This is a genomic window from Acidobacteriota bacterium (assembly GCA_019347945.1).
GTDB lineage: Bacteria > Acidobacteriota > Thermoanaerobaculia > Gp7-AA8 > JAHWKK01 > JAHWKK01.
The window spans coordinates 137,704-163,586 of sequence record JAHWKK010000002.1 but is presented as its reverse complement, the minus strand read 5'-3'; the positions used below and the strand labels follow the sequence as shown (position 1 = coordinate 163,586).

The window sequence follows — 25,883 nt, the reverse complement described above, 5'->3', positions numbered from 1 at the left end:
CTTCGGCGGCTTCATCGACTATGTTTGTTTTCTCGAGCCTGCAACGAATAGCGCTTGGCGTTGGTTCTTCGCCCGCGATGCGGGGTCGACACTTCCTGGAGGATGCGAGACCCATCCCTCGCCGGCAACCGGCAACCGGCAACCGGCAACCGGCAACCGGCAACCGGCAACCGGCCACCGGCCACCGAGTTGCCAAGAGCACGGTTTTTTTTGTTCGCCTGAATCCTGATTCCTGAAATCCTGCCTACTGACTGCTGACTCCGACCGCCGCAACCTGCGCGCCGGTGTAGTAGTGCTCGACGATTTGCTCCGCGGTATGGCCTCGCAGCGCCATTCCGTACGCGCCGACCTGACACATGCCGGTGCCGTGTCCCCATCCCTTTCCGTAGAAGGTGTAACGATCGACGCCGTCGGGGTCCTTCGATTTCATGAAGGCGAAGAGATTGTCCGGTACGTTGAGACCCCAGCGAACGGGAAGTCCCCGAAGCGTAAAGGTGGAGCCGTCACCCGTGACGAACTCCATTGCGGAGATGCGGCCGATTTGGTCAGCCGAAAGGATTCGCAGATCCGAAAGCGATGTGATGGGATGGCGTCGATTGATCGAGTCGACCAGCTCGTTGGCCCGGAACGATCGGATCCAGCTCGAGAAGCTGGACGTCCGATCGAAGGCGGCGCCATCGTAGTTCGCCTGGATGATCAGGCCCGCGACGGTTCCCGCGCGATCGTGGATGACGGTGACGCGATCGCCCACCAGATAGGGCACCTCGCGATGTTCCCGGTAGCTCGTCTCGCTCTGACGGAAGATTGGCAACCCTGAGGGAAGGGCGAACGTTTTACGCTCATTCTCGAACTCGAGAGTGATCGTGCGGGACTCGATACTGTGGATCTTTCCCTGGACTCTCTGGATTGCCCCTTGTGCCTCGAGCCAGGCGAGAAGAATCGAGTCGAGCTCGTCGGCCGAGATCGGGGCCGAGAGGTCGAGCCGCTCGATCGGCTGCGCGGCATCGCGGAGATATTTGTTGATGAACGCGGCAGCGCCGGCCTCGATCGATCCTTGTTCCGCGTGCGGGAAAAAATAGACGCGGTCCTCAGGGAGGAGCAGTACTGACTGAATCCGATCCCACCCGAGTGCCGTGGCGAGATGTCGAAGGACGTCGCGTCTGCTGACCGAAGACGGTGGATTGCCGACGGCAGGGCTGAGACCTGCTTTTTGCGCGGCACCCTTCACCCTTCCGGAGACGACTGCGGCGTTGAAGCGGGAATCGTCGGGATAGCCGGTGATCGATCGGAGAATGCGCCCACGCACCTGCCGGTCGTCGAGAATGGCAGACTCGGTCCGTCCCGCAACATAATCGAGCGCGAGCTCGACACAGTCCGCCGCCCGCAGATACGGCTCACTTCGTCCGGGGAACATCACATCGACATCCGAGGTCGCCCCGCCACATGTCGAGGTGTAGAGTGCGTCGATCGGCTTTCCTTCGTAGGTGATGATCAGCCCGGCGGTTTCTTCCACCGCGCGGTTCGACAATTCGTGCTCGGTCGAGAATCCCTCGTAGACCTGGCAGGCCGCGGTCGGGCAGATGTCGAATCCTTCGCGATCGAACTGACCCATTCTGCTCACCGCGTAGGTTCGTGCGGCGAGTGCCTGCGCCTTCAGCGCTTCGATCTGGTCGTAGACGCGCGGGCCCATTTCGTTCGGAACGACGCCCTTGACGTAGTCCTCGAGATTCAGAACGTTCACGACGTTGAGAAGCGCGCGGTCGTTGAGGTAGACCATCACCACCCCTCTGTATCTGCTCTCACCGATCGCGATCGGATCGCCTGCCGAAGATGAGATCCAGATTGTGCGGCCGTCGATCAGCGTCTCGTTTCCTTCATCATCAGTGACGAGCAGCTGCTCGACGAGAGGGTCCCGCGCGGGGAGCTTAGTGACGAACGCCTCATCCGGGTAGCCCGCGTTACCGAGTCGCGCGCTGAGCCGCTGGGCGTCTTCTACGGTCGGAAAGTCGCCCGCGAGAACCTTGTACAGTCCAGCGGCGGCGTCGAAGAGAACGGTGGAGGGGCCGTAGCCGCCGGCGTCGAGCGCGCGGGCGAGCTCGTTCGCTCCCTCCTCTGCGGGGGTGGCCGAGACCTGCACTGCCCAGCGCACGGTGGCGCCTGCCGACGCGGGAGCACTTACTTGTAGACCCCGATAAGTGCTCCACGCCGCGGTGCCGTCCGGGTCCGGCGTCAGAACATATCCGCGCGGGATTCGGGGCAGCTCGAAACTGGCGACATCGGTCTGGATTCCGACCCGGATCGCCGGAGCATCCGGCGTCGCGGACCACGCGACGAGCGGAGGGGCATCGGCGGGTGGTGGGTCGGGCGCCGGCGCCATCGAGGCGCATGAAAGAGTCGAGACGGCCAGAGCGACGATCGCAAGCGAGGAAGTCAGACGTGGCATTCGCATGAGGGGCGCGGCTGCAAAAGAGGCGCCGTAGTGGCGCCTCTGCCCCACGTTTTCCTACACTGAGCCGCGAATGGAGAAGCTCTCGGCTGTGATCGAACGGGTGACCTTCTACGGGGAGGACTCCGGATTCTCCGTTCTCCAGGCGAGATCGCTCGGAGCCCGTTCGAGTCGCGTGACCATCGTCGGGAACCTCCCCCCCATCTCACCGGGTGAGACGGTCGAAGCGAGCGGTGAGTGGCGGACCGATTCGAAACATGGCGTCCAGTTTCAGGCGGAATCGGTCTCGATCCGGGTTCCGACCACGCGCTCCGGAATCGAGCGCCTTCTCGCCTCGGGGCTGCTGAAGGGAGTCGGTCCATCGACTGCGAAGCTCATCGTCCAGCGGTTCGGCGAATCGACCCTCGAGGTGATCGACGAGGATCCGGCACGCCTGACCCAGGTCGTGGGGATCGGACGGAAACGCGCCGGCTTGATCGCAAAGAGCTGGAAGGAAGCGAGAGGACTTCGCGACCTGATGCTCTTCCTTCAGGAACATGGCGTCGGACCCGCGAGAATCCGAAGGATCTGGAATCAGTACGGTGCAAACGCCGTCGCCGAGATCAAGAACAACCCATACCGCCTCGCGGACGATGTTCGAGGGATCGGATTCAGGAGCGCCGACGCGATTGCACTGAGTCTCGGTTTCGAGCGGAGCTCGATCTTCAGGGCCAGAGCGGGCCTGACCCATGTCCTGTCCGAGGCGATGTCGCAGGGTCATTGCGGTCTTCCCCGGGAGGATCTGGTCGAAAAGACGGTGAGTCTGCTCGAGATCGAGCCGACGAGGGTGACCGAGGCTCTGGAGATGGAGCTCGGCGGGAACCATCTCGCGCAGGAGGCGTTGGAGGACGGAACGATGATCTATCTTCCGTGGCTCTACCGCGCGGAGGAGCGGATCGCGGGAACACTCACGTCTCTGGCCGGGGCTTCGAGCCGGCCGTGGCCGGATATCGACGCCGAGGCTGCAATGGGATGGGTCGAACGACAGAATTCGATTGTCCTCTCTCCCTCGCAGCGCCAGGCGATCACGCTGGTTCTCGCGTCGCGCGTTGCTGTGATCACGGGCGGGCCCGGGGTCGGCAAGACGACTCTCGTCAATTCGATCCTCCGGATTCTCACGGCGAAGGCGGTCGACGTGGCGCTTGCCGCGCCGACCGGTCGGGCCGCCCGGCGTCTGGCCGACAGCACGGGATTCTCGGCAAGGACGATTCATCGGCTGCTCGAGATCAACCCGAGAACCGGAAAGTTCACGCGCAACGAGACCCGGCCGATCGAAGCCGATCTGCTCGTCGTCGACGAGGTCTCGATGGTCGACGTGCCGCTGATGGACTCGCTCGTGAGAGCGCTCCCGTCTCACGCCGCGCTGCTGCTGGTCGGCGACGTCGATCAGCTCCCCTCGGTGGGTCCCGGCAAAGTTCTGGAAGACGTGATCGAATCGGGAAGAGTTCCCGCTGTGCGCCTCACCGAGATCTTCCGGCAGAAGGAGACGAGCAGCATCATCGTCGGCGCTCACGAGATCAACCGGGGCCGCATGCCGCAATTCGACACGGCGGATTCAGACGCCAGCGACTTCTTTTTCGTCGAGACTGAGCCGGAGGCGATCGCCGATATGGTCAGGCGCCTCGTAAGCGATCGGATTCCACGCAGATTCGGTCTCGATCCGCTGCGCGAAATTCAGGTGCTCACTCCGATGAATCGGGGCGGTTCGGGGGTCGAGGCGCTCAATTCGGTACTGCAGCGCTCGCTCAACGAGCGGTCCCGAAAAGAAGGAATCGAGCGATATGGCTCGAGGTACACCGCCGGCGACAAGATCATGCAGACCGAGAACGATTACGACAAGGAAGTCTTCAATGGAGACATCGGCGTGATCCGCCGGATCGACGAGGAGGAGGAGGAACTGGTCGCCGAGTTCGAGGGCCGGAGCGTCCGTTATGGTTTCGACGAGATCGACCGGCTCGTGCTCGCCTACGCCTCGACGATTCACAAGTCCCAGGGCTCGGAGTACCCGGCCGTGATCGTCCCGCTGTCCATGCAGCATTACGTGATGCTTCAGAGAAATCTGATCTATACCGCGGTGACTCGCGGGAAGCGGCTCGTCGTTCTCGTCGGACAAAAGGAAGCTTTGCGGCGGGCGATCTCGAGACGGGTTTCGAACAGGCGATGGACACGTCTCCAGAGACTGCTGAAGACGAGTGAAGAGGAAGAGAAGAGTGAAGAGTGAAGAGTGAAGAGTGAAAAGAAGAGTGAAGGCTCTGCGCTGGTTTAGCCCAGCGCTTCGCGGATGCGGAGGATGTCCTCGATGACACCGCGCGCGATTCCGATGTCGAGCTGCGTCGTCTTGTCCGAGAGCGCTTCATCAGGACGGTCATGGACTTCCATGAAGAAGCCGTCGACCCCTACCGCCGCTGCGGCGCGCGCGAGGGGCCGCGCGAACTGCCGGGTTCCACCGGTGTAGGTGCCCTCGCCACCGGGCCGCTGCATCGAGTGCGTGATGTCGTATACGACCGGCGCGCCGTAGCTCCGCATGATCGGAAACGATCGCATGTCGACGACCAGGTTCTGATACCCGAACGACGAACCCCGCTCTGTCAGAAAGACCTTGTCGCTCCCGGCCTCGTCACCTTTCTGAAGGATGTTCTTCGTCTCCTCGGGCGAGAGGAACTGTCCCTTCTTGACGTTGACCGCCTTGCCGGTCTTCGCCGCGGCGACGATCAGATCGGTCTGGCGGCAGAGAAACGCCGGAATCTGAAGAACGTCGAGGACCTCGGCTGCCGGCCCGGCCTGCGATACGTCGTGGATGTCCGACAGAACGGGCAACCCGTGCTCGCTCGCGACCTCGGCGAGAATCGCCAGTCCTTCGTCGAGTCCCGGGCCGCGGAAGGAGTCGATACTGCTGCGGTTCGCCTTGTCGAACGACGACTTGAAGATCAGTGAGATGCCGAGCTCATCGCGCAGCGCGACCAGCTCATCGGCCATCTTCATCACGTGGTCGCGCGACTCGATGACGCATGGTCCCGCGATGAAAACTGGTGGACTCTGTCCGCCGATCGTCACATTTCCGATCGGGATGGCACGCGTCAAGGAACTTCCTCGAGAGCGTGTTCGTCCCTCTCTACGGTTTCCTCGGAGTGCGTGTTCTGTGCGGCCGGCTCCGGTTGTGCGCCGCGCGAGCCCTTGAACTTTCGCGCTGCCTCAATGAAGTCGCGGAAAAGCGGATGCGGGCGCGATGGGCGGGAGCGATACTCGGGATGGAACTGACATCCGAGGAACCAGGGGTGATCCGCCAGCTCGACGATCTCGATGAACTTGCCGTCGGGCGACTTCCCGGTCATTTTGAGCCCCTGCTCTTCGAGACGCTGCACATACTCCGGGTTGACCTCGAAACGGTGACGGTGCCGTTCCTCGACGAGCTCGCTCTCGTAAGCGCGGCGCGCAAGCGATCCTTCCTCCAGCTCGCAGGGGTACTTGCCGAGGCGCATCGTTCCTCCGAGCGCGTCGACGCCGATCAGATCGCGGAGCTTGTAGATCACCTTGAAAGGAGCGTCCTCGTCGAATTCGGTGGAGTTCGCCCCCGTGAGGCCGGCGAGATTTCGTGCGACCTCGATGACGGCGCACTGCATCCCCATGCAGATCCCGAGGAAGGGGACTTTCTTTTCGCGTGCATACCGGATCGCCTGGAGCATCCCTTCTACGCCGCGCTCTCCGAACCCGGGACCGACGAGAATGCCGTCCACTCCCTGAAGCTCGCCGTGATAGCCATCCTTTTCGAGCTCAGTGGAGTCGATGTAGCGGATCTCCACTCGAACATTGTTGGCGACACCACCGTGAAGGAGCGCTTCGTTCAATGACTTGTAGGAATCGCCGAAGTCGACGTACTTGCCGACGAAACCGATCCGAATGATGTCTTCGGGATGGCGGAGCTTTCGCACGATCTCTTCCCACTTGGTGAGATCGGCGAGCTCTTCCTGCGGAAGGTGAAGCTTGTCGAGAAGAATCCCGTCCAGCCCTTCGCGGGAAAGCGAGAGTGGGACCTGGTAGATGTAGTCGACGTCGTAGGCGGGGATGACGGCTTCTTCCTCGACATTGCAGAACAGCGCGATCTTGCGGCGCATCTCGTCGGGAATGATCCGGTCGGAGCGGCAGAGAAGAATGTCGGGCTGAATACCGATCTCGCGGAGCTCCTTGACCGAATGCTGGGTCGGTTTGGTCTTCAGCTCGTTGGAAGCCTTGATGAATGGTACGAGCGTCAGGTGGACGTTGATCGCGTTGCCCCGGCCGACCTCCTGACGGAACTGGCGGATCGCTTCGAGGAACGGGAGCGATTCGATGTCGCCGACGGTTCCGCCGATCTCGACGATGACGACGTCGATGTCCTGGTCGGCCGTGACTTCTCGAATGCTCTGCTTGATCTCGTCGGTGACGTGGGGAATGACCTGGACGGTCTTGCCGAGGTAGTCCCCGCGCCGTTCCTTGTCGATGACCTGCTGGTAGATGCGTCCGGTCGTGAAGTTGTTGCGACGAGTCGCCTTCATGTGGGTGAAGCGCTCGTAGTGACCGAGGTCGAGGTCGGTCTCGGCGCCGTCGTCGGTGACGTAGACCTCTCCGTGCTGGAAGGGCGACATCGTCCCCGGATCGACGTTTACGTAGGGATCGAATTTCTGCATCGTGACGCGAAATCCGCGCGCTTCGAGAAGAGCGCCGATCGACGACGCAGCGATTCCTTTTCCAAGGGAGGATACGACTCCGCCGGTCACGAAAATGTACTTGGTGCTCATCCAGACCTCGATTCGAAAAGCGCTGCGGTTGATGTCATCGCCATGGTCGGCTGTCCGCTCCGGAGCGGAAACCGCCCGCATGACGGGTTTGTTTCAGTTACGGTGCCTGATGGGGAAGAGAGGGGTGGGGACTGCTGGTGGCTCGGGCGTTGGCGGCGGACGCCGCTCAACTCGACTCCCCATGTCCTGGTTTACAGAATTGCGTCATTCGCTTTCCAGGGCCCGCTCGACCCGGGCGACGTCCTCTGGCTGGTCCACGCCCTGATGCGGTCGATCCGTCTCCAGCACCAGAATTTTAAATCCGTTCTGAAGAAGTCGCAACTGTTCGAGCTTTTCGGAGCGCTCCAGAGGAGAAGGAGGGAGCTCTGTGAACTGGCGCAGGACCTCCGAGCGGAATCCGTAGACCCCGATGTGCCGGCGGGCTGTCTGCGTGTTGCCGTGCGGGATCGGCGAGCGCGAAAAATAGAGCGCATAGCTCTCGAGATCGGTCACGACCTTGACGACGTCCGGACGGTCGAGCTCGTCCGGTGCACCCAGCGGGCAGGCGAGAGTGACCACGTCCGCGCCGCTGCTCTCGAGCGTCGACGCGATTCGATCGACGAGCTCCGGATCGATCAGCGGCTCGTCTCCCTGGACGTTGATCACAAACGCCGGCTCGCGTCCGAGCTCGTCGCGGATCGCATCGATCGCGGCGGCGATCCGATCGGTTCCCGTTGCACAGTCGCCGGGAGTCATCACGACCCGGCCTCCGATCTCGCGGACGTGCTGCTCGATCCTGGGGTCGTCGGTCGCCACCCAGACTCCAGCGGGAATCCGGGCCTCGATCACTCTCTCCCACACGCGGCTGATCAGCGATTTGCCGGCGATCGGGACGAGAGCCTTGCCGGGGAATCTCGTCGAGCCATAGCGGGAAGGGATGACGACGACGGTCCCACCCGCGGACGAAGCGCTCACTCCCGGTCGAGCTCCGTGATGAGGGCATCGGAGGGTGGCCGGGCGCGCTGCAGCTCCGCGGCAACCTCTTCGCTTCGTCGCATCACCCGAAGGACATTGAGGCCTGCAATCTTTTCGAAGTCATTGTCCGAATATCCGCGACGGAGAAGCTCGGCGAAGAGCGCAGGGAACGTCTCGACTCCCTCGAGGCCCGTCGGCGTCGACGAGATCCCGTCGAAATCCGAGCCGATGCCGATGTGATCGATCCCCGCGACGGCTCGGATGTGATAGATGTGGTCGGCGACCTGGCTCAGCGTCGCCACGGGGGATGGATGCTCGAGCTGCCACTTGGCGAATGCGGCCGCGACTGCGTCCGGACGTCCCGTCCAGAGTGATTTCAGCCGGGCTTCTTCCGCGTCTCTCGCAGCACGCCACTGGCGCACCTCTTCGGAGATGAAGGAAGGAACGAACGTGACCATGACGACCCCGCCGTTCTCCGGAAGTCTCCTCAGGACGGCGTCGGGCACGTTTCGGGGATGGGCATTGAGCGCCCGGGCAGACGAGTGGGAGAAGATCACGGGAGCCGGTGTGACGTCGAGGATGTCGTGCATCGTCGTTTCGGCGAGGTGAGACATGTCGACGAGCATTCCGAGTCGCGCCATCTCACGAATTACTTCTTCACCGAATTGAGTGAGGCCGTCGTGTTCCGGGTCGTCGGTGGCGGAATCTGCCCACGGAGTGTTGTCGGAGTGCGTGATCGTCATGTAGCGGGCGCCAAGCTCGTACATCTGCCGCAGAACCGCGAGTGATGATCCGATCGAATGTCCTCCCTCCATTCCGATGAGCGACGCAATTTTTCCTGAGCGGTGGATGCGCTCGATGTCGTCCGCGTCCAGTGCCAGCTCGAAGACCGTAGGATACGCAGCGGTGATCCGCTTTGCGACGTCGATCTGTTCGAGGGTCGTCTGGACGGCTACCGGCTCCTCGAGGTCTGCCGGCACATAGACCGACCAGAACTGCGCACCGACCATTCCCCTTCGCAGCCGGGGGATGTCGGTGTGCATCGGGGCGGGGAGCGTCGTGGTGTCACGGCTCAGATCGACTCGGGCGATGTGGTTGGCAACCGCTTCCCGAAGCGTCCACGGGACGTCGTTGTGCCCATCGATGAGTGGAACCCTGCGGAGGATTTCTCTTGCGCGGTCTTCGTACTCGTCCGCAGAAATCGTGATCGAGAGCACGCCGAGAAGGAGCAGCGCGAAGATCTTCGGGATGAAGCGGGGGGAGATGTCCTTCATCAGTAAGAAAACCCTTTCGCTCTGATCCTGTCGGGAGTCCAGCCGAGAATCCCCTCGGCGGCAAGCCGCCACGCATACCAGAGTGCGACGATCTGAACGGCAACGCTGAAAACGAATCCGACCGTGATCGTCATCAGCGGTCCGGAAGCTCCGATGTGGTTGATGATCGGAATGGCCGCAAAAAATCCCGCGATGAGCGCGAGGAGCATGAAGGGGATGGCAGCCTTCTTCAGAGTGAAGAGCAGGAAGCCGGCGACGAGCTCGAGGGTGCCGGCGACGAGCAGCGCGATCCCGAGCTCACGAGAGAAGATTCCGGCGAACTCGGCGAGACCCGGTTCGGAGCTGGCGAACTGAAGCAGGGCGAAGTAGGGAACGAGGGCGAAGGAGGTCATGCCGCTGCCGATCAGATAGACCGAGAAGAGCCAGACCCCGATCGTTCGCCGCGGGTTGTCGAGAAACCCGTAGCTTGTGAACGATTTTCCGCACGAGCTGCACTCGGCGTCGTTCACTTCGAAAGGTACTCCGCAGTGGCTGCACGTGAGCATTCGCGAATTCTAACGCGGTGGAAGAAGCAGCAGTCGAAACTTCACGAATCCGACTCGTGCGTCGCTCGCTTCAGTGGCCGGGCGATGAGCAGGACGTCGGGATCGATCCTCTCGATCTCATCGAAGCGAAATCTCACGGCCTGATCGAGATCGGCCACGACCGATCCCGAAAGAAAACCGTAGCGTTCGCTGCCGCCGGCGAGAAGAGGCGCGATGAAGGCGTAGATCTTGTCCCAGCGCCCGGCATCGACGAACGATCGGATGATCGATGGTCCCCCTTCGGTCAGCAGCGAGCGAATTCCGCGGCGACCGAGATCGCCGAGGACGAAGTCGAGATCGATCCGTCCCGACTCGGCTGGCGCTTCGATCGCTTCGCAAACCGAGCTTTCGTATCGTCCGGGGTTCGGGGTGAAAACCAGCGTCGGGGCCGCACCGTCATTGATGACGCCGGCCGAGAGCGGTAGGGTCCCGGAGGCATCGAGGATCACTCTGGTGTGCTTCTGGATCGACGAGGCGAGCCCGAGCCGGCGTGTGAGACGCGGATCGTCAGCCCTCACGGTTCCGCTCCCGGTCAGAATGGCGTCGTACCGCTCGCGCAGCTCCAGTCCGCGACGACGCGCCTCATCGGAGGTGATCCACTGGCTCCTGCCGGATTCGGTGGCCATTTTTCCGTCGAGCGTCATCGCGGCCTTGATCGCGATGAACGGCCGGCCGCTTCTGACGGACCGGAGGAACACTTCATTGAGACGTTCGGCCTCGTCGCGGCAGATCCCGGTGGTGACGTCGAGTCCCTGCTCCTGGAGCTGGCGAACCGACTCGCCCGACATCGCTTCGCCCGGATCTTCGGTTGCGATGACGGCCCGCGCGATGCCGCTGTGGAGGATCCGGTCGACGCAGGGAGGTGTGCGACCGTGATGGCGGCAGGGCTCGAGCGTCACGTACAACGTCGATCCTCGCGGATCCCGCGAAACGGAATCGAGCGCCAGAATCTCCGCGTGCGCCTTGCCGGCACGTTCGTGCCACCCTTCCCCGATGATCTCTCCGTCGTGGACCACCACGGCCCCGACCATGGGATTGGGGCTGACCGAATAAAGACCCTTTTTCGCGAGCTCGAGAGCTCGCATCATGAACTTCCGATCGACCGACGCCGTTTCCGGTCTCACTGCGGAGCGATGTAGAGAGCGGGAAGAGCCAGGAGGAATGTCCCGAGCACGAAGGCCCGCGAAAGTTTGCTGATCATCTGACCTCCTGTCGGTTGCATGGGCGCAGAATCGAGAAGCTCTGTTTACACTCGGCGGGCGACTCGATCGGTGAGCTGGCGATTCAGGCGATTATTTCACACAGGGGTCATCGCGTATGGACGCTGGTCGTCCGCGGCACGTATCATGCCGGGGCGTCGAGACGATGAACGAGGAATCCGTACCGAGGCTCCGCCCGGGGCGAACCGGAAAACATGTCTGTGTCCAGTGTCTCAGCGAAACTCCAGCCGAGGACTACTTCGAGTACGACTTTCACTGCAGAAAATGTGCAGCGCGGACGGGGGAGTATCCGCTCGCCTCGACCCCCGGAAAAGCGGAGTCGGGTGCGAACGACTGAGCGTAATCCTCTCGGGAATCTGAAAGTCGCCGTCGTTCACGACTGGCTCACGGGGATGCGCGGAGGGGAACAGGTGCTCGAGGCGATTCTCGAGATTTTCCCCGGCGCGGACCTCTACACGCTCTTCCATTTCGAAGGATCCGTTTCTCCTGAGCTCGAGGCCCACTCGATCACGACCTCATCGCTCCAGCGGCTCGCCTCGAAGATTCCGAACTATCGGTACCTCCTCCCGCTGTTCCCCGCCGCGGTCCGCGCGTGGGATTTCCGCGAATACGATCTGGTGGTTTCCTCGAGTCATTGTGTCGCGAAGGGCGTCGACACGGGAGGGGTTCCCCACGTTTCCTATTGCCATACCCCGATGAGGTACGTCTGGGACCGATTCGACGATTACTTCCCGCCGGGCCGGCCGATTCAGAGACTCGCCGCGAGCGCGCTCGCGCCGGCTCTCAGGCGGTGGGATGTCTCCAGCTCGGCCGGAGTCGACCGCTTCATTGCGAACTCGAGCTTCGTGCGACAGCGTATCCGCGATTACTACGGTTGCGACGCGGATGTCGTACACCCCTTTGTCGACGACTCATTTCTCAGCGAACCGCTGCCCGAGGGGCGGGACCAGTGGCACGTGGTGGTATCCGCGCTGGTTCCCTACAAGCGAGTCGAGCGGGCGATCGTGGCCGCAAGCCGGATCGCCCGGAAGCTGATCATCATCGGCACTGGACCGGACCGGCGCCGGCTGGAGTCGCGATGGGGAAGCGTCGCGGAGTTCAGAGGGCACGTCGATCGTGAGGAGCTGTTCGACCTGGTAGGCTGTGCGAGATCGCTGGTGATTCCCGGTGTCGAGGATTTCGGCATCACCGCGCTGGAGGCGATGGCGCTCGGAACGCCGGTCGTCGCCCCGTCGGAGGGAGGCGTGGTCGACTCCGTGATCCACCAGAAGACCGGCATCCTCTACGATGATCAGGTATCAGGGCTCGAGGAGGCGATGCTGGCGGCCGAGAGAATCGACTGGGACCGCCCGGTTCTGCGCGATCGAGCATCCCGATTTCCCAGAAGCGGTTTCATCAGTCGGATGAGCGAACTGCTGAGGGAGGTTCTGGCTTGATCCGTCGAAGACAGAGAATTCTCGCTTCGATTCACGTGCTCCTGGATGCGCTTGCCGCCAGCGCTGCGCTCGTGACTGCCTGGTACCTCCGTTTCGTCGTCGAGATCATTCCGGTCACGCGTGGCCCGCAGGATCTTTCGGTATACCTGCGGCTGGTACCGCTCGTCGCGGTTTTGTTTCCGCTGATCTTCACCCTGCATGGAATCTACCGTCAGCGTCCCGGCCGGACGGCGATCGAAGAGCTGCTGAGCGTCGCCATGGGGGTGGCCTCGTCGACGATCGTTCTGTCGGGGCTTCTGTTGTGGTTCCGGCCTGCGGGGGGTGACTATTCACGCGCGACCCTGGCACTCTTCTCGATTTGCTCGCTGCTGTTCATTTCAGGCGGGCGGCTCATCGCCCGCTGGCTGATCGGGCGTCGAATTCGTCGCGGGGAGGGCCTCGAGCGGGTGCTCGTCGTCGGGGGAGGCGACCTCGCCCGGGAGGTGATCCGACGAATCGAGGATCACCGCGGGCTCGGTCTCACGGTCGTCGGCTACGTCGCCGCGGCGCCGTTCGAAGGTGATCCGGAGTATCTCGGGACGCCGGACGATGTGGTGCGCCTTCTGAGGTCGCGGCAGATCGATCACGTCTATGTCGCGATGCCGCATCAGTCGGCTCCCGAGACGATGATGCTTCTCGACCGGCTTTCGCGCGAGTACGTATCGGTGCACGTCGTACCGGATCTGCTCCAGTACATGGCTCTTCGCTCGAAGGTCGAGGATCTCGACGGACTTCCCACGGTGAATCTGTCGGAGACGCCGCTCGCGGGATGGAACAGCCTGCTCAAACGGATTTTCGATCTCGTGACGGCGACCGTCGCTTCGATCCTGTTCGCTCCGGTGATGATCGGAATTGCGGCAGCGATCCGGCTGGAGGACGGTGCTCCGGTCGTCTACCGGCAGCGCCGGATGGGTCTCGATGGCCAGCCCTTCGAGATGATCAAGTTCCGCTCGATGAAGAACGACGCCGAGGCTGCGAGCGGAGCCGTGTGGGCCTCGCGCGATGACGAGCGACGGACCAGGGTCGGGCGGTTCATCCGCCGCTGGTCACTCGACGAGCTTCCTCAGCTGATCAACGTGTTGCGAGGCGAGATGAGTCTGGTCGGGCCTCGCCCCGAGCGCCCCGAGTTCGTGGAGAAGTTCCGCGAAGAGTTTCCTCACTACATGCTCCGACACAAGGTCCGCGCCGGTATGACCGGCTGGGCGCAGGTTCACGGCTGGCGTGGCAACACCTCGGTGCGAATGCGCGTCGAGCACGACCTCTTCTACATCGAGAACTGGTCGCTCTTTCTCGACCTGAAGATCCTGCTGATGACCATTCGCTACGGCTTCCGTCACGAAAACGCATATTGACCCCGTGAGGTCTCGCGGAGCTTCATTTTCTCAAGCCGAATGACGCGGACTTCCGGTCTGATGGGCCGAGAGAGCGGCGGGCTTCTTGCTCTTCGAAGCAACTCGAAACCGAAAGGAGGAGCAGATGAAATTCGAAAACCTGAAATCAGTCCTCGTGACGCTCTCGATGGCAGTGCTCGCGGTCGGTTGTGCCCCGGAGCAGGAGCTCGAGGAACCGGCGAGCATGACCGAGACGCGTCCCGCTGCGGAGCCGGAGACGACCCAGGAGATGACCGCTCGTTCCGCCATGATCGGGGTTCGGACGACCGAGCCGTATGGTCAGCACCTAGTCGACGATTCGGGGATGAGCCTCTATCTCTTCAAGAAGGATGAGGGACAGCAGGGGAGCACTTGCTACGACTCGTGCGCCCAGGTGTGGCCTCCGCTGATGACCGACGGCGAACCGAGTGCCAGTGATCCCACTGTTCAGACGGGGATGCTCGGCACGATTACGAGGACTGACGGCACGACCCAGGTGACCTATGGCGGCTGGCCTCTCTACTATTACGCGCAGGATCAACAGCCGGGGGACGCCAGGGGCCAGGACATCGTCGAGTCGGGAGCGGAATGGTATCTGGTGACGCCGGCTGGCGAGGAAGTGCACGCCGAAGAGAGCGAAAGCTGAGCGTTCGCGTCCTTCTGGGCTGTGATGGGCACCGCGACTTCGCGAGATTCGAGGAGTTAAAGGCATTCAATCCATCCCGATGCCTTCGGACCTTCCCGGATTGATAGACTCCGGTTCGAGATGAAAGGAGCAGTTCACGATGCGCAGACTGACGATTCTCATGATTTCAATGCTCGCGGCCTTTGGCGTCATGGCCCACGAGCCCGATCCGCTTCCGCCGCAGGCGCTGGAGGCTGGGGACTCGATCGACGGCTCGCTGCTCCGGGCACACGTCCGATTTCTCTCGGATGATCTGCTCGGCGGCAGAGGTCCGGCCACCGAGGGCGATGCGCTGACTCAGCTCTACCTGTCGACCGAGATGGAGAAACTCGGCCTCGAGCCGGCCGGTATCGACGGCACCTGGACGCAGCCGTTCGACATCGTCGGCGTCGATACGAAAGTTCCGGCGACGTGGACGTTCTCGAGGGGCGGACAGACCGTAAGGCTCGATCGAGGGGAGGAGTTCGTCGCGGTTTCGGGGCAGCAGAAAAAGCAATCGTCGCTGAACAACTCCGAGCTCGTCTTCGTCGGATACGGAATCGAAGCTCCCGAGTACGGGTGGGATGACTTCAAAGGGATGGACCTGAAGGGAAAAACCCTCGTGTTCATGAACAACGATCCCGACTGGGCCCCGAATCTCTTCGAGGGGGATCGCCGGCTTTACTACGGGCGCTGGACCTATAAATATGAGAGTGCCGCGAGGCAGGGTGCAGCCGGAGCAATCGTGATCCACACCACACCGACGGCGGGATATCCGTGGCAGGTGGTTCAGACGTCATGGACCGGCGAGCAGTTCGGACTCCCTGCCGGTCCGGAGCCGCGGCTGAGCGTCGAGGCATGGGTGAGTGAGGACGCGGCGCGGGAGCTCATGAAGCTCGCGGGGAAGGATCTCGACCAGCTCGTCGAGTCGGCGAGGCGGAAGGACTTCCGACCGGTCCCGCTCGGTATTCGGACCTCGCTCGATCTCGCGGTCGAGATCTCGGCTGTGACTACGGCGAACGTCGCCGGAATCCTCCGCGGAAGCGATTCGATTCTTCGCGACGAGGTCGTCATCTATACGGCCCACCACGATCATCTCGGGACGGCCGAAGAGGGGGAGGGAGACCGGATCTACAACGGAGCACTCGACAACGGATCCGGAACCTCGCAGGTTCTGGCGATCGCGAAAGCATTCACGGAGCTCCCGGCTCGGCCAGCGCGCTCGGTGATGTTTCTCTTCGTGGCAGCAGAGGAACAGGGACTTCTCGGAAGCCGGTACTGGGCGGATCATCCGACGATCGAGCCCGGAAAAATTGCGGCGAACATCAATATCGATGGCGCAAACATCTGGGGTCGCACCGAGGATCTGACCTTCATCGGGTACGGAAAATCCTCTCTCGATTCGATCGTCGAGCGCTTCGCAGCGATGCAGGGCCGGTCGGTCCAGGGAGACCAGTTCCCCGACAGGGGTTTCTTCTATCGGAGCGATCAGTTCCACTTCGCCCGGATCGGGGTACCGGCGATCTATACCGATACGGGAACGAAGTTCCGTGGAAGACCGGCCGGGTGGGGGAAGCAGCAGATCGAAAACTGGGAGGCGACCAACTACCACCAGGTTAACGACGAGCTCGAGGACTCGTGGAACTTCGAAGGGATGGTCGAGGACGCTCGGCTTCTCTTCCTGACCGGGCTCGTCGTAGCGGAGAGTGAAGAGATGCCGTCGTGGAACCCGGGAGACGAATTCGAGGCCGCCCGTAAAGAGGCGCTTGCGAACCGGACGGACTGAAAATTCTCGAGAAGATCGGGAGTCGCGGTGACGACCCCGTTGCCGCGTCTCCCCATCTCAGGCGCCGTGATCCAACCCATCGCCGTCGCCCCCGTGGCTCTCGCGAATCCACCTCCTCGTCATCTTGAGCCGCCGAAGGACGGCGAAGGATCTGGTCGGGCGCTCGTGACCGCAGAGGCGCGTGAGGGCATTACACCGATTCACGCGCCCCCAGGTTCTTCGCCCGCGCTCACGCCGGGCTCAGAATGACGAGTGTTGTGTGCCGCCCATCTGCGGGATTGCGTGAAAAGAGAACATCGAATAAGATATTTACAGTAACTGTCTGAAGTGAGGGAGGGCGTGCGTGATGGACAGACTTCCGATTCGGAAAACAGAAGCACCTTCGTCGAAGCGTTTGATTTCCGCAGTGCTTTCCCGTTTGCCGGGCGCGTGGATGAGCCCATCGCCACAGGATCTCGTGGCGCTGTACCGGATGCGATATGAAATGGCGCTCGAGGAGAGCAAGTTCGACTCGGCGCTCGTTTTTCTCAACAAGATTCTCGAGGTCGATCCGCGGAATCTCGAAGCGAAGCTGCAGATCGGACGCATTCATCATCTCCACACCCGCGAGTATTCGAAAGCGATCGCCGAGTACAACAAGGTCATCCGCCTCGCGTCCGACGACGCCCCGATCCGGAATCAGGCGAGGTCTTCGCTGAGCGAGCTGATCGAGCTCGTGAGCTGATCTCCGTAACTTCCGGGGCCGCGCGAACGTCCTGATTGTGTGAGGCGCGTGCGCCGTCGCACCGGCGGGGAATGGAACACACAAGCAGTCCGTTGGTCGCGACGGGAGACGCGGTTTCACGCGGATTCGACTCCCGAACTTCCCAAGAGGCCATGATGAGCAGATGCCCCAGAGCCGTGCAGACGGCCGTACTCTCGATTTTGATCCTCGCCTTTGCCGGGTCGGCGCTGGCGTTTCCCTCGGCTCGGCGTAATCCGGCGATGACGTGGAGCACGACCGAGGGCGCTGCCGTGCTCTTCGGCGGACTCAGTGCTGCCGATGCTTCGAGGATCACCTACTCACTTGGCGACACCTGGGAGTGGAACGGGATCGACTGGATTCGGGTCTACCCCGAGATCTCACCTCAGAAGCGCTCCGGAGCATCGATGACATTCGATTCCGTTGGCGGACGGGTGATCCTGTTTGGTGGATTCGACGGCGAGACGACATACGCCGACACCTGGAGCTATAGGAACGATGAGTGGACGCTGATCCAGACGCCTGCCTCGCCGCCGGCCCGAAGGCTTCATGCGATGGCCTTCGACCCGATTCGCAATGTCGTCGTGCTTTATGGCGGAAGTCGTGGGACCGAGATTCTCCACGACACCTGGGAGTTCGACGGAACGACCTGGCGGTCGGTTGCGACGGTTCCGCAGATCGACAATCCGAGCATGGTCTGGGATGAGGCGCGCTCCGAGATTCTGATGCTGGGCATCGATCAGGACGACGACAAGGTGACTCTGGCTTTCCGTGACGGCGCCTGGGTCGTTCTGGGGAACGAGACCAATCCCGACTGTGTGATCCAGGTCTCGATGGTCTTCAGGACCGAGGATCAGCGCGTTCTCACGTACGGAGGCGGCTGCACTGGCGGATTCATCGACGCGTCGACGTGGCTTTGGGATGGCGAGGACTGGGAGGAGGCCGAGGTCGACTTTTCGGCTGCATTGAAGTTCGGATACGGCCTGGCCTACGACGTTGGCCGGCGCGAGACCGTTCTGTTCGGTGGCACCAGCGATCGACCGACGAACTCGACCTACGTTCTCGCCGATGGGCGATGGCGCCGGATAATCCGTTTCGGTGATCCCGGACCTCGCAGCCAGTTCGTCTTTCAGCCAGACTGGACCGGTGAGAGGGTTCTCTTTTACGGCGGCCACAATTCGGTCGATTTTCTCGGAGATTTCTGGACGCTCGAGGGAACGCGCTGGACCCAGCGCCGTTTCGACGACCAGCCGCGGGTCTGTACCTACCCGCTCGGAGCCATCGATACCGCCCGCGAAAGGCTCGTCATGATCTGCGAGGACTCGGCAACGTACGAGTTCGACGGCACGGCATGGGAGCTCAAAGATCCGGATACCGCTCCACCGGTTCGGAGGTTCGGGATGATGGCCTATGACCCGAATCTCGGCCGTACGATCCTGTACGGAGGTACTCCCGATGGTCTTCGCTATCTCAACTCGACCTGGAGATGGGACGGCACAAACTGGACCGAGATGAATCTGAGACGGGAACAGCGACCGGATGCGAGAATTCTCGGGGCGTACTTCTTCGATCCGAATTCCGGCCGGATCATTCTGTTCGGAGGAATCGGCCGGCCGGACGACAACGCGTCATTCCGCCGCTACGAAGACCAGTGGTCGTTCAACGGAACGCGTTGGACAGAGATGAATCCGCCGACCAAACCGTCGCAGAGATACGGGGCCATGACGGTGTGGGACCCGATGACTCAGAGGATTCTCCTCTACGGAGGGAAGAGCGCCGACGAGGAGTATCTCGGTGATCTCTGGGCGTGGGACGGGACGACCTGGACGCTGCTGTCGGAATCGAATCCGCCAGGCCCGCGGATGAATGGCCGGATGGTCTGGGATCCCGTGTCGGAGTCGATTCTCTTTTACGGCGGCTACGACGGGGTTTATCACTCCGACCTCTGGAGACTCCGTGGTACCACCTGGGAGCTGATTCATGAACTTCCTCGGCGGCGCCGGGGTGTCGCGCACGGCGGTTGAGCCGGCGATTACGGTTTCGGATCGATTCGTTAAGGTATAGGATCGAGACGATGACCGAGCTCCTGGAAACGACCGGCGGAAGAGACCCGCTGCCCGGCCGTAGTCTCAATGATGCGCTCGCGCTCGTGCGACCGGTCGATGAGGTGGCCGTCACGGAGCGCGCGAGCTCGCTCGCAAAGCGGTCCATCAAGAAAGCTTCCAAGATCGAGGGCCTCAGGACGATCATCTCGATGATCGATCTGACGACGCTCGAAGGGAAGGACTCCCCCGGCAAGATTTTCGCCCTCTGCCGGAAGGCGATTCGCCCCGATCCTTCCGATGCGTCGATTCCCCATGTCGGGGCGGTCTGCGTCTACCCGAGCCTGATCGCCCACGTCGCCCGGGTTCTCGAGGGCTCGGGCGTCCACGTCGCCTCGGTGGCGACCGGGTTCCCAAGCGGTCAGACCTGGACCGACCTCAAGGTCGACGAGACCCGCAGAGCCGTCGCCGCCGGAGCCGACGAGATCGACATGGTGATCAACCGCAACGCCTTCTTGAGCGGGCGCCTTCAGGACGTGTTCGACGAGATCGTCGCGGTCAAGGAGGCCAGTGGCCCTGCCCACCTCAAGGTGATCCTGGAGACCGGCGAGCTGGAGAGCTACGACCAGGTGAGGAAAGCCTCGATGATCGCGATGTACGCCGGTGCGGATTTCATCAAGACTTCCACCGGGAAGGCGAAGACGAATGCCACGCTTCCCGTGACGCTCGTGATGCTGGAGGCGATTCGGGATTTCCACTACGAGACCGGCCACCGGGTGGGCATGAAGCCTGCCGGGGGAATCGCGACATCGAAGCTCGCCCTTGCGTATCTGGTTCTGCTTTTCGAGACGCTCGGGCCTGAATGGATGACGCCCGATCTTTTCCGGTTCGGCGCCAGCTCGCTTCTGAACGATGTATTGATGCAGATCCGCAAGGAGCGGACCGGGCGCTATCAGTCGTCCGACTACTTCACACTCGATTGAAAGACATGACAAGGGCTACCGCAAAGAAGACTCCGATGACGTCGCAGGCGCTCGACCGCCTCCAGCCTGGTCCGGCCGTACCCTCGGCGTTCGAATGGGACTACGCTCCGGCACCCGAAGCGACCGACCACTTCACTCTCGACGACCGTTATGGTCATTTCATCGGTGGATCGATGGTTCCGCCCGCCAAAGGCCGCTGGTTCGAGACGATCAATCCGGCGACCGAGGCAACGCTTGCGGAGGTAGCGGAGGGCACGGCGGAGGACATTGATCGAGCCGTCGCCGCCGCGAGGAAAGCTTACCGGAGCTGGAGCCGTTTGAAACCGCTCGAACGGGGGAAATACATCTATCGAATCGCCCGGCTCATCCAGGAGAAGAGCCGCGCGCTCGCGGTCATCGAAACGCTGAACGGTGGCAAGCCGATCAAGGAGTCCCGGGACATCGACATTCCGCTGGCCGCCGCTCACTTCTTTTACTATGCCGGCTGGGCCGACAAGCTCGAGTACGCCTTTCCGAACCGGAACGTCTCTCCCCTCGGAGTCGCCGGGCAGATCATCCCGTGGAACTTTCCGCTCCTGATGGCTGCCTGGAAAATCGCGCCGGCGCTCGCGACGGGAAATACGGTCGTGCTCAAGCCGGCGGAAACGACCCCTCTGACGTCGCTGATGCTCGCAGAGATCATTCAGGAGGCGGGCCTCCCCGACGGAGTCGTCAACATCGTCACCGGGGCGGGAGAGACGGGTGCGTCGCTGGTGAACCACGCCGGCGTGGACAAAATCGCATTCACCGGATCCACCGAGGTGGGCAAGCGGATCCAGCGCGCGATCGCGGGGACGAAGAAGAAGCTGACTCTCGAGCTCGGCGGGAAGGCGCCCAACATCGTCTTCGAGGATGCACCGATCGATCAGGCGGTCGAAGGAATCGTCAACGGAATCTACTTCAATCAGGGACACGTCTGCTGCGCGGGCTCGAGGCTCTTCGTACAGGAGTCGGTGCTCGAGCCCGTGATCAGGAAGCTGCGCGATCGGATAGGAACGCTGCGGGTCGGCGATCCTCTCGACAAGAACACCGATGTGGGCGCGATCAACTCGCAGGCGCAACTCGACAGGATCCGGGAGCTCGTCGAAAGCGGCGTCGAGGAAGGTGCCGAGATCTGGCAGCCGGAGTGCGAGCTGCCGGAGCGGGGCTTCTGGTTCAAGCCGACGTTCTTCACGGGTGTCGCCCAGTCGCACCGGATCGCCCAGGAAGAAATCTTCGGTCCCGTCCTCTCGGTGCTGACCTTCCGTACGCCTGAAGAAGCAATCGAGCGGGCGAACAACACTCCCTACGGGCTCTCCGCCGGGGTCTGGACGGAAAAGGGCTCGCGGATCCTCGAGATCGCCCGCAGATTGAGGGCCGGTGTGGTCTGGGCCAACACGTACAACAAGTTCGATCCTTCGTCTCCGTTCGGAGGCTACAAGGAATCCGGGTTCGGGCGCGAAGGGGGGCTTCACGGTCTTCGCCCTTACGTGGAGCTCTCGTGAGGGACGTCGGATGACACGCCTGGCGGTGAGGAAGACGTGGAAGCTCTACATCGGTGGAGATTTCCCGCGAAGCGAATCAGGACGGTATTATCCGGTCCATTCCGAGGGAGGAGACGAGTTGCTCGCGAACGTATCCCGAAGCTCACGGAAGGATTTGCGGAACGCGGTTGCAGCAGCCCGGAAGGCATTTCCCGGCTGGAGTGGACGAACGGCATACAACCGCGGCCAGATTCTCTACCGGATGGCAGAGGTGGCCGAGGCGCGCAGCGCCGAACTGGTCGACGAGGTCGCACGCTCCGGTTCAGCACGCGCCGACGCCCGGAAGGAAGTCGCCGCCTCGATCGATCGGCTCGTGCATTACGCCGGTTGGGCCGACAAGTATCAGCAGCTGTTCGGATCGGTGAATCCGGTGGCTGGCCCCTTCTACAACTTTTCCACTCTGGAACCGACCGGTGTGGTGGGAATAGTCGCGCCGCGCGAGAGCGCGCTGCTGGGGCTGATCTCGCGGGTCGCTCCTGCGATCGTCGCCGGCAACACGGTCGTGGTTCTGGCATCCGAGGGGCGCCCGCTCCCGGCCATCACGTTCGCGGAGATTCTCGCGACGAGCGACCTGCCGGGAGGCGTCGTCAACATTCTGACGGGCTTCAGTGACGAGCTCGCTTCGTGGCTGGCAGGCCATATGGATGTGAATGCGATCGATATTTCGGGCTTGGAACAGGAAAAGTTGGCCGAGGCAGTGCATCTTGCTGCCGAGAACGTGAAACGGATGGTCAGAGACGACAGAATAGATTGGTTTTCGGATTCAGCGCAGTCCCCGTACCATATTGCCGAATTTCAGGAAGTGAAAACAGTCTGGCATCCGATGGGCACCTGAGCGTGCCTCGTGCTATGTTGGTCCCGAAGTCGGGACGAAAGGAGAAGTGAAATGGCCGAAAAAAAAGGAATCATGAAAGAAGTGCAGCCGAGCCCGGAGCTCGCTGAGATCGTGGGCAGCACTCCGTTGCCGAGGACCCAGGTGACCAAGAAAGTCTGGGATTACATCAAGAAGCACAACCTGCAGGATCCGAAGAACAAGCGAATGATCAACGCCGACGCGAAGCTGAAGCCGGTGTTCAACGGCAAGGCGCAGGTCTCGATGTTCGAGATGACCAAGCTCATCAGTAACCATCTGAGCTGAAAAGTTTGCAGCAACGGTCTGGCGAAATTCGATTTCCGGACCTATATTGGAAGGAGTCGGCAACAGAAGCACGCCGGCTCCGTTGCGGCGCGCTAGCGTGCCGAAAAACCCCTCTTCCGAGCCACCTCTCGAAGAGGGGTTTTTATTTGTTCAGGGGTCAGGGATCAGGGATCGGCGCATTTGCTGGATCGCAAGATTAGACCCTGAGACACGTAGGACGCTTGGACGAAGAGGCGAGAGGCGAGGGATGGTGGCTCGCTTCGCTCGCATCTATGCTTGCGAACTGGCAACCGGCCACTGGCAACCCGCAACTGGAACTGTCAGGCCGGTTCCGGTACCGGAACGTCCGAAGATCCTTCGGGCCCGGGAGCGATCGTAATCTCGTCCTGAACTTCGTGCGAGCTGGAGTCTTTCTCGGAGAAGAAATCGCGGCCGGTCTCCTCATGGAGGATCCGGTTGACTTCCGCTCCGTCGAGCGTTTCCTTCTCGAGCAGGTTTTCGGCGATCCGCTCGAGGGCCTTCTTGTAGTCAGTGATGATCTTTTTTGAAGTCTTGTAGGCACGATCGATGATCTGCCGCACCTCGGCGTCGATCTGCTGTGCCGTAGACTCGGAGAATTCCTGGCTCTGGTTGAAGTCGCGTCCGAGAAAGACGGGATCATTATTTCGTCCGAACGAAATCGGTCCGAGCTCGCTCATCCCCCATTCGCAGACCATGCGGCGTGCCATACCGGAAGCCTTCTCGATGTCATTTCCGGCGCCTGTGGTGATCTCGCCGATGAACATCTCCTCGGCGATCCTCCCTCCCATCAGGACGGCCAGCGTCGAGTCCAGATAGTTTCGCGAGTACGAGTACTTGTCCTCGGTGGGCAGCTGCTGTGTGACACCGAGAGCGCGCCCTCGAGGAATGATCGTCACCTTGTGAAGCGGATCGGCGTGTGGAAGCACGGCAGCGACGATCGTGTGCCCGGCCTCGTGATAGGCAGTGATTCGCTTTTCACGGTTGGACATCACCATGCTCTTCCGCTCGACTCCCATCATCACCTTGTCTTTGGCGTACTCGAAGTCGGCCATGGCGACGCGCTTGCGGTCGTAACGAGCCGCGTTCAGAGCCGCCTCATTGACGAGGTTGGCGAGATCGGCACCGGAGAAACCGGGAGTTCCGCGGGCCAGAACCGAGAGATCGACGTCCTCGGAAAGCGGGATGTTGCGTGTGTGGACGCGGAGGATGCCCTCGCGGCCTTTCAGATCGGGAAGATCGACGACGATCCGGCGATCGAACCGTCCGGGCCGGAGCAGCGCGGGATCGAGCACGTCCGGGCGGTTGGTGCCGGCGACGATGATGACGCCGTCGTTGCCCTCGAAACCGTCCATCTCGACCAGAAGCTGATTCAGCGTCTGCTCGCGCTCGTCGTGTCCACCGCCGAGTCCGGCGCCCCGATGACGCCCCACGGCGTCGATCTCGTCGATGAAGATGATGCAGGGGGCATTCTTCTTCCCCTGCTCGAACAGATCACGGACGCGCGATGCTCCGACGCCCACGAACATCTCGACGAAGTCGGAACCGCTGATCGAGAAAAAGGGGACGTTCGCCTCGCCAGCGATCGCCCGGGCGAGGAGGGTCTTTCCTGTTCCCGGGGGGCCCATCAGAAGGACGCCCTTCGGAATCTTACCGCCGAGCTTGGTGAATTTCTGCGGCTCCCGGAGGAACTCGATGATCTCGTGGAGCTCGACCTTCGCCTCGTCGACGCCCGCGACGTCCTTGAAGGTGATCTTCTTTGCGGCACCGGAGAGGAGTTTCGCTTTGGACTTTCCGAACGAAAGGGCCTTGTTCCCACCGGCCTGCATCTGGCGCATGAAGAAGATCCAGAGGCCGATCAGGAAGAGAATCGGGGCCCAGGTAATCAGAGCCGTGACGAAAGAGCTGTCGCGGGGCTCCCTCACCTCCATGTCGACCCGCCGTTCGCGGAGATCCGCCAGAAGATCGTCGTTGACGATCGCAAGGGTCTGGAAGGGTTTTTCGTCCTCGCCGAACGTTCCCTGGATCTTGTTCCCTTCGATGATGATGTTTCGGACTTCGCCGTCTTCGACCTTCGTCAGAAACTCGCTGTAGCTGATTTCGGTCATCGCTTCCTGCTGCTTCTGGAACACGTTCCAGAGGAAGAAGACGAGCGCGAAGATCACCACCCAGAGAAGCGCTGTTTTAACTTTCGAATCCAATAGTCGATTGCCTCCGTCGGACGACCATCCCGTCAACCGGGGTGGTCTACGATTCTAACGGCTCACTATCCGAATTAAATTCTGGCGATTGGCGGGGGGGCCGGTTCAGAGCCGGCGGATGTCGCGGTAGTTGCTGTAGCGGTTATCGAGCTCCAGACCGTATCCGACGTAGGATCCCGGGGCTACGGAAAACGCTGCGTAGTCGACCTCGAGGGGCACGGTGCGCATTTCCGGCCGGTCGAGCAACGCCGCGAGCTTGATCTCGGCGCCCGACTTCTGACGGAGCTGGTTCAGGAGGTACGTTTCGATGACTCCTGTGGATACCACGTCCTTCAGAAGGATCATTTTCCGTCCTTCCAGAAAGAAGTTCGTGATGAAGTTGATCTGGAGTGCCTCCGCGGTCTTGGTATCCGCCACGCTTCTGACCACGTTCATCAGCTCGTAGTTGACGGGCTCCTCGATCTGGCGGATCAGGTCAGCCAGAAAGACGGTGGTTCCCTTCAGAATGCCGATCAGGGTGATCGTTTCGTTCCCGGCGTCGGTGCGGATCTGACGTCCGAGCTCGGCCACCCGAGTCGCGATCTCATCGGCGCTGTGAATCGTCTCCATC

At 61.8% G+C, this 25,883-nt stretch carries 20 protein-coding genes and 3 pseudogenes; 12 read left to right on the top strand and 11 right to left on the bottom strand.

Features of this window, described 5'->3' with window-relative positions; genetic code table 11:
* Positions 1-121 precede the first annotated feature (121 nt).
* From KY459_02235 to KY459_02225, 3 pseudogenes are all read right to left on the bottom strand, one after another.
* Positions 122-334: pseudogene (locus KY459_02235) on the bottom strand (hypothetical protein).
* Positions 335-1,363: 1,029 nt separating this feature from the next.
* Positions 1,364-1,777 (bottom strand): annotated as a pseudogene (locus KY459_02230) (SpoIID/LytB domain-containing protein).
* A gap of 150 nt (positions 1,778-1,927) precedes the next feature.
* Positions 1,928-2,449 (bottom strand): annotated as a pseudogene (locus KY459_02225) (SPOR domain-containing protein).
* A gap of 70 nt (positions 2,450-2,519) precedes the next feature.
* Here KY459_02225 and KY459_02220 point away from each other — a divergent pair.
* Positions 2,520-4,706, top strand: a complete 2,187-nt coding sequence (locus KY459_02220) for an ATP-dependent RecD-like DNA helicase (protein ID MBW3563520.1) — start codon at positions 2,520-2,522, stop codon at positions 4,704-4,706.
* Positions 4,707-4,747: 41 nt separating this feature from the next.
* Here the strand turns inward: KY459_02220 and kdsA are convergent, their stop codons facing one another.
* The 6 genes from kdsA to ribD all read right to left on the bottom strand — a co-directional run bounded on the left by kdsA (position 4,748) and on the right by ribD (position 11,196).
* Positions 4,748-5,566 carry a 3-deoxy-8-phosphooctulonate synthase gene (gene kdsA, locus KY459_02215; protein ID MBW3563519.1) on the bottom strand — a complete coding sequence of 273 codons (819 nt, stop codon included), beginning with the start codon at positions 5,564-5,566 and terminating at the stop codon, positions 4,748-4,750.
* Positions 5,563-7,260: a CTP synthase gene (locus KY459_02210; protein ID MBW3563518.1), complete on the bottom strand. Its 1,698-nt coding sequence runs from the start codon at positions 7,258-7,260 to the stop codon at positions 5,563-5,565. Before KY459_02210 ends, kdsA begins: the two co-directional genes overlap by 4 nt.
* A 204-nt stretch (positions 7,261-7,464) precedes the next feature.
* Positions 7,465-8,214 (bottom strand): 3-deoxy-manno-octulosonate cytidylyltransferase, encoded by a 750-nt coding sequence (gene kdsB, locus KY459_02205; protein MBW3563517.1) that lies wholly within the window; start codon positions 8,212-8,214, stop codon positions 7,465-7,467.
* A complete protein-coding gene (locus KY459_02200; protein MBW3563516.1) occupies positions 8,211-9,488 on the bottom strand; it encodes a dipeptidase in 1,278 nt (425 codons plus the stop codon). The genes kdsB and KY459_02200 overlap by 4 nt, the downstream gene beginning before the upstream one ends.
* Complete coding sequence (locus KY459_02195; GenBank protein ID MBW3563515.1) at positions 9,488-9,997, bottom strand: hypothetical protein; 510 nt, start codon at positions 9,995-9,997, stop codon at positions 9,488-9,490. Before KY459_02195 ends, KY459_02200 begins: the two co-directional genes overlap by 1 nt.
* A 77-nt stretch (positions 9,998-10,074) precedes the next feature.
* Positions 10,075-11,196: a bifunctional diaminohydroxyphosphoribosylaminopyrimidine deaminase/5-amino-6-(5-phosphoribosylamino)uracil reductase RibD gene (gene ribD / locus KY459_02190; protein MBW3563514.1), complete on the bottom strand. Its 1,122-nt coding sequence runs from the start codon at positions 11,194-11,196 to the stop codon at positions 10,075-10,077.
* Between the two features lie 241 nt (positions 11,197-11,437).
* On the opposite strand from ribD, the gene KY459_02185 reads away from it, so the two are divergent.
* From KY459_02185 to KY459_02135, 11 genes are all read left to right on the top strand, one after another.
* The gene (locus KY459_02185; protein MBW3563513.1) at positions 11,438-11,629 is read left to right on the top strand and encodes a hypothetical protein; all 192 of its coding nucleotides are present in this window, start codon (positions 11,438-11,440) and stop codon (positions 11,627-11,629) included.
* Positions 11,616-12,728: a glycosyltransferase gene (locus KY459_02180; protein MBW3563512.1), complete on the top strand. Its 1,113-nt coding sequence runs from the start codon at positions 11,616-11,618 to the stop codon at positions 12,726-12,728. Before KY459_02185 ends, KY459_02180 begins: the two co-directional genes overlap by 14 nt.
* Positions 12,725-14,119 carry an undecaprenyl-phosphate glucose phosphotransferase gene (locus KY459_02175; GenBank protein MBW3563511.1) on the top strand — a complete coding sequence of 465 codons (1,395 nt, stop codon included), beginning with the start codon at positions 12,725-12,727 and terminating at the stop codon, positions 14,117-14,119. The genes KY459_02180 and KY459_02175 overlap by 4 nt, the downstream gene beginning before the upstream one ends.
* 286 nt (positions 14,120-14,405) lie before the next feature.
* Positions 14,406-14,783: a hypothetical protein gene (locus KY459_02170; GenBank protein ID MBW3563510.1), complete on the top strand. Its 378-nt coding sequence runs from the start codon at positions 14,406-14,408 to the stop codon at positions 14,781-14,783.
* A gap of 139 nt (positions 14,784-14,922) precedes the next feature.
* Positions 14,923-16,587, top strand: coding sequence for a M28 family peptidase (locus KY459_02165; GenBank protein MBW3563509.1), 1,665 nt, complete (start codon positions 14,923-14,925; stop codon positions 16,585-16,587).
* Positions 16,588-17,020: 433 nt separating this feature from the next.
* Positions 17,021-17,311, top strand: a complete 291-nt coding sequence (locus tag KY459_02160) for a tetratricopeptide repeat protein (GenBank protein ID MBW3563508.1) — start codon at positions 17,021-17,023, stop codon at positions 17,309-17,311.
* Positions 17,312-17,466: 155 nt separating this feature from the next.
* A complete protein-coding gene (locus KY459_02155; protein ID MBW3563507.1) occupies positions 17,467-19,353 on the top strand; it encodes a hypothetical protein in 1,887 nt (628 codons plus the stop codon).
* 50 nt (positions 19,354-19,403) lie between these two features.
* Positions 19,404-20,354: a deoxyribose-phosphate aldolase gene (deoC, locus tag KY459_02150; GenBank protein MBW3563506.1), complete on the top strand. Its 951-nt coding sequence runs from the start codon at positions 19,404-19,406 to the stop codon at positions 20,352-20,354.
* 35 nt (positions 20,355-20,389) lie between these two features.
* On the top strand, positions 20,390-21,877 hold the full coding sequence (locus KY459_02145) for an aldehyde dehydrogenase family protein (protein MBW3563505.1): 1,488 nt from the start codon (positions 20,390-20,392) through the stop codon (positions 21,875-21,877).
* Between the two features lie 10 nt (positions 21,878-21,887).
* Positions 21,888-22,751 (top strand): aldehyde dehydrogenase family protein, encoded by an 864-nt coding sequence (locus KY459_02140; GenBank protein ID MBW3563504.1) that lies wholly within the window; start codon positions 21,888-21,890, stop codon positions 22,749-22,751.
* Positions 22,752-22,823: 72 nt separating this feature from the next.
* A complete protein-coding gene (locus tag KY459_02135) occupies positions 22,824-23,054 on the top strand; it encodes an SWIB/MDM2 domain-containing protein (GenBank protein MBW3563503.1) in 231 nt (76 codons plus the stop codon).
* 320 nt (positions 23,055-23,374) lie between these two features.
* Here KY459_02135 and ftsH read toward each other — a convergent pair whose 3' ends face one another.
* Together ftsH and KY459_02125 are read right to left on the bottom strand one after the other, a co-directional pair.
* Positions 23,375-25,273 (bottom strand): ATP-dependent zinc metalloprotease FtsH, encoded by a 1,899-nt coding sequence (gene ftsH, locus KY459_02130; GenBank protein ID MBW3563502.1) that lies wholly within the window; start codon positions 25,271-25,273, stop codon positions 23,375-23,377.
* A gap of 105 nt (positions 25,274-25,378) precedes the next feature.
* On the bottom strand, positions 25,379-25,882 hold the full coding sequence (locus tag KY459_02125) for a hypoxanthine phosphoribosyltransferase (protein MBW3563501.1): 504 nt from the start codon (positions 25,880-25,882) through the stop codon (positions 25,379-25,381).
* Position 25,883 lies beyond the last annotated feature (1 nt).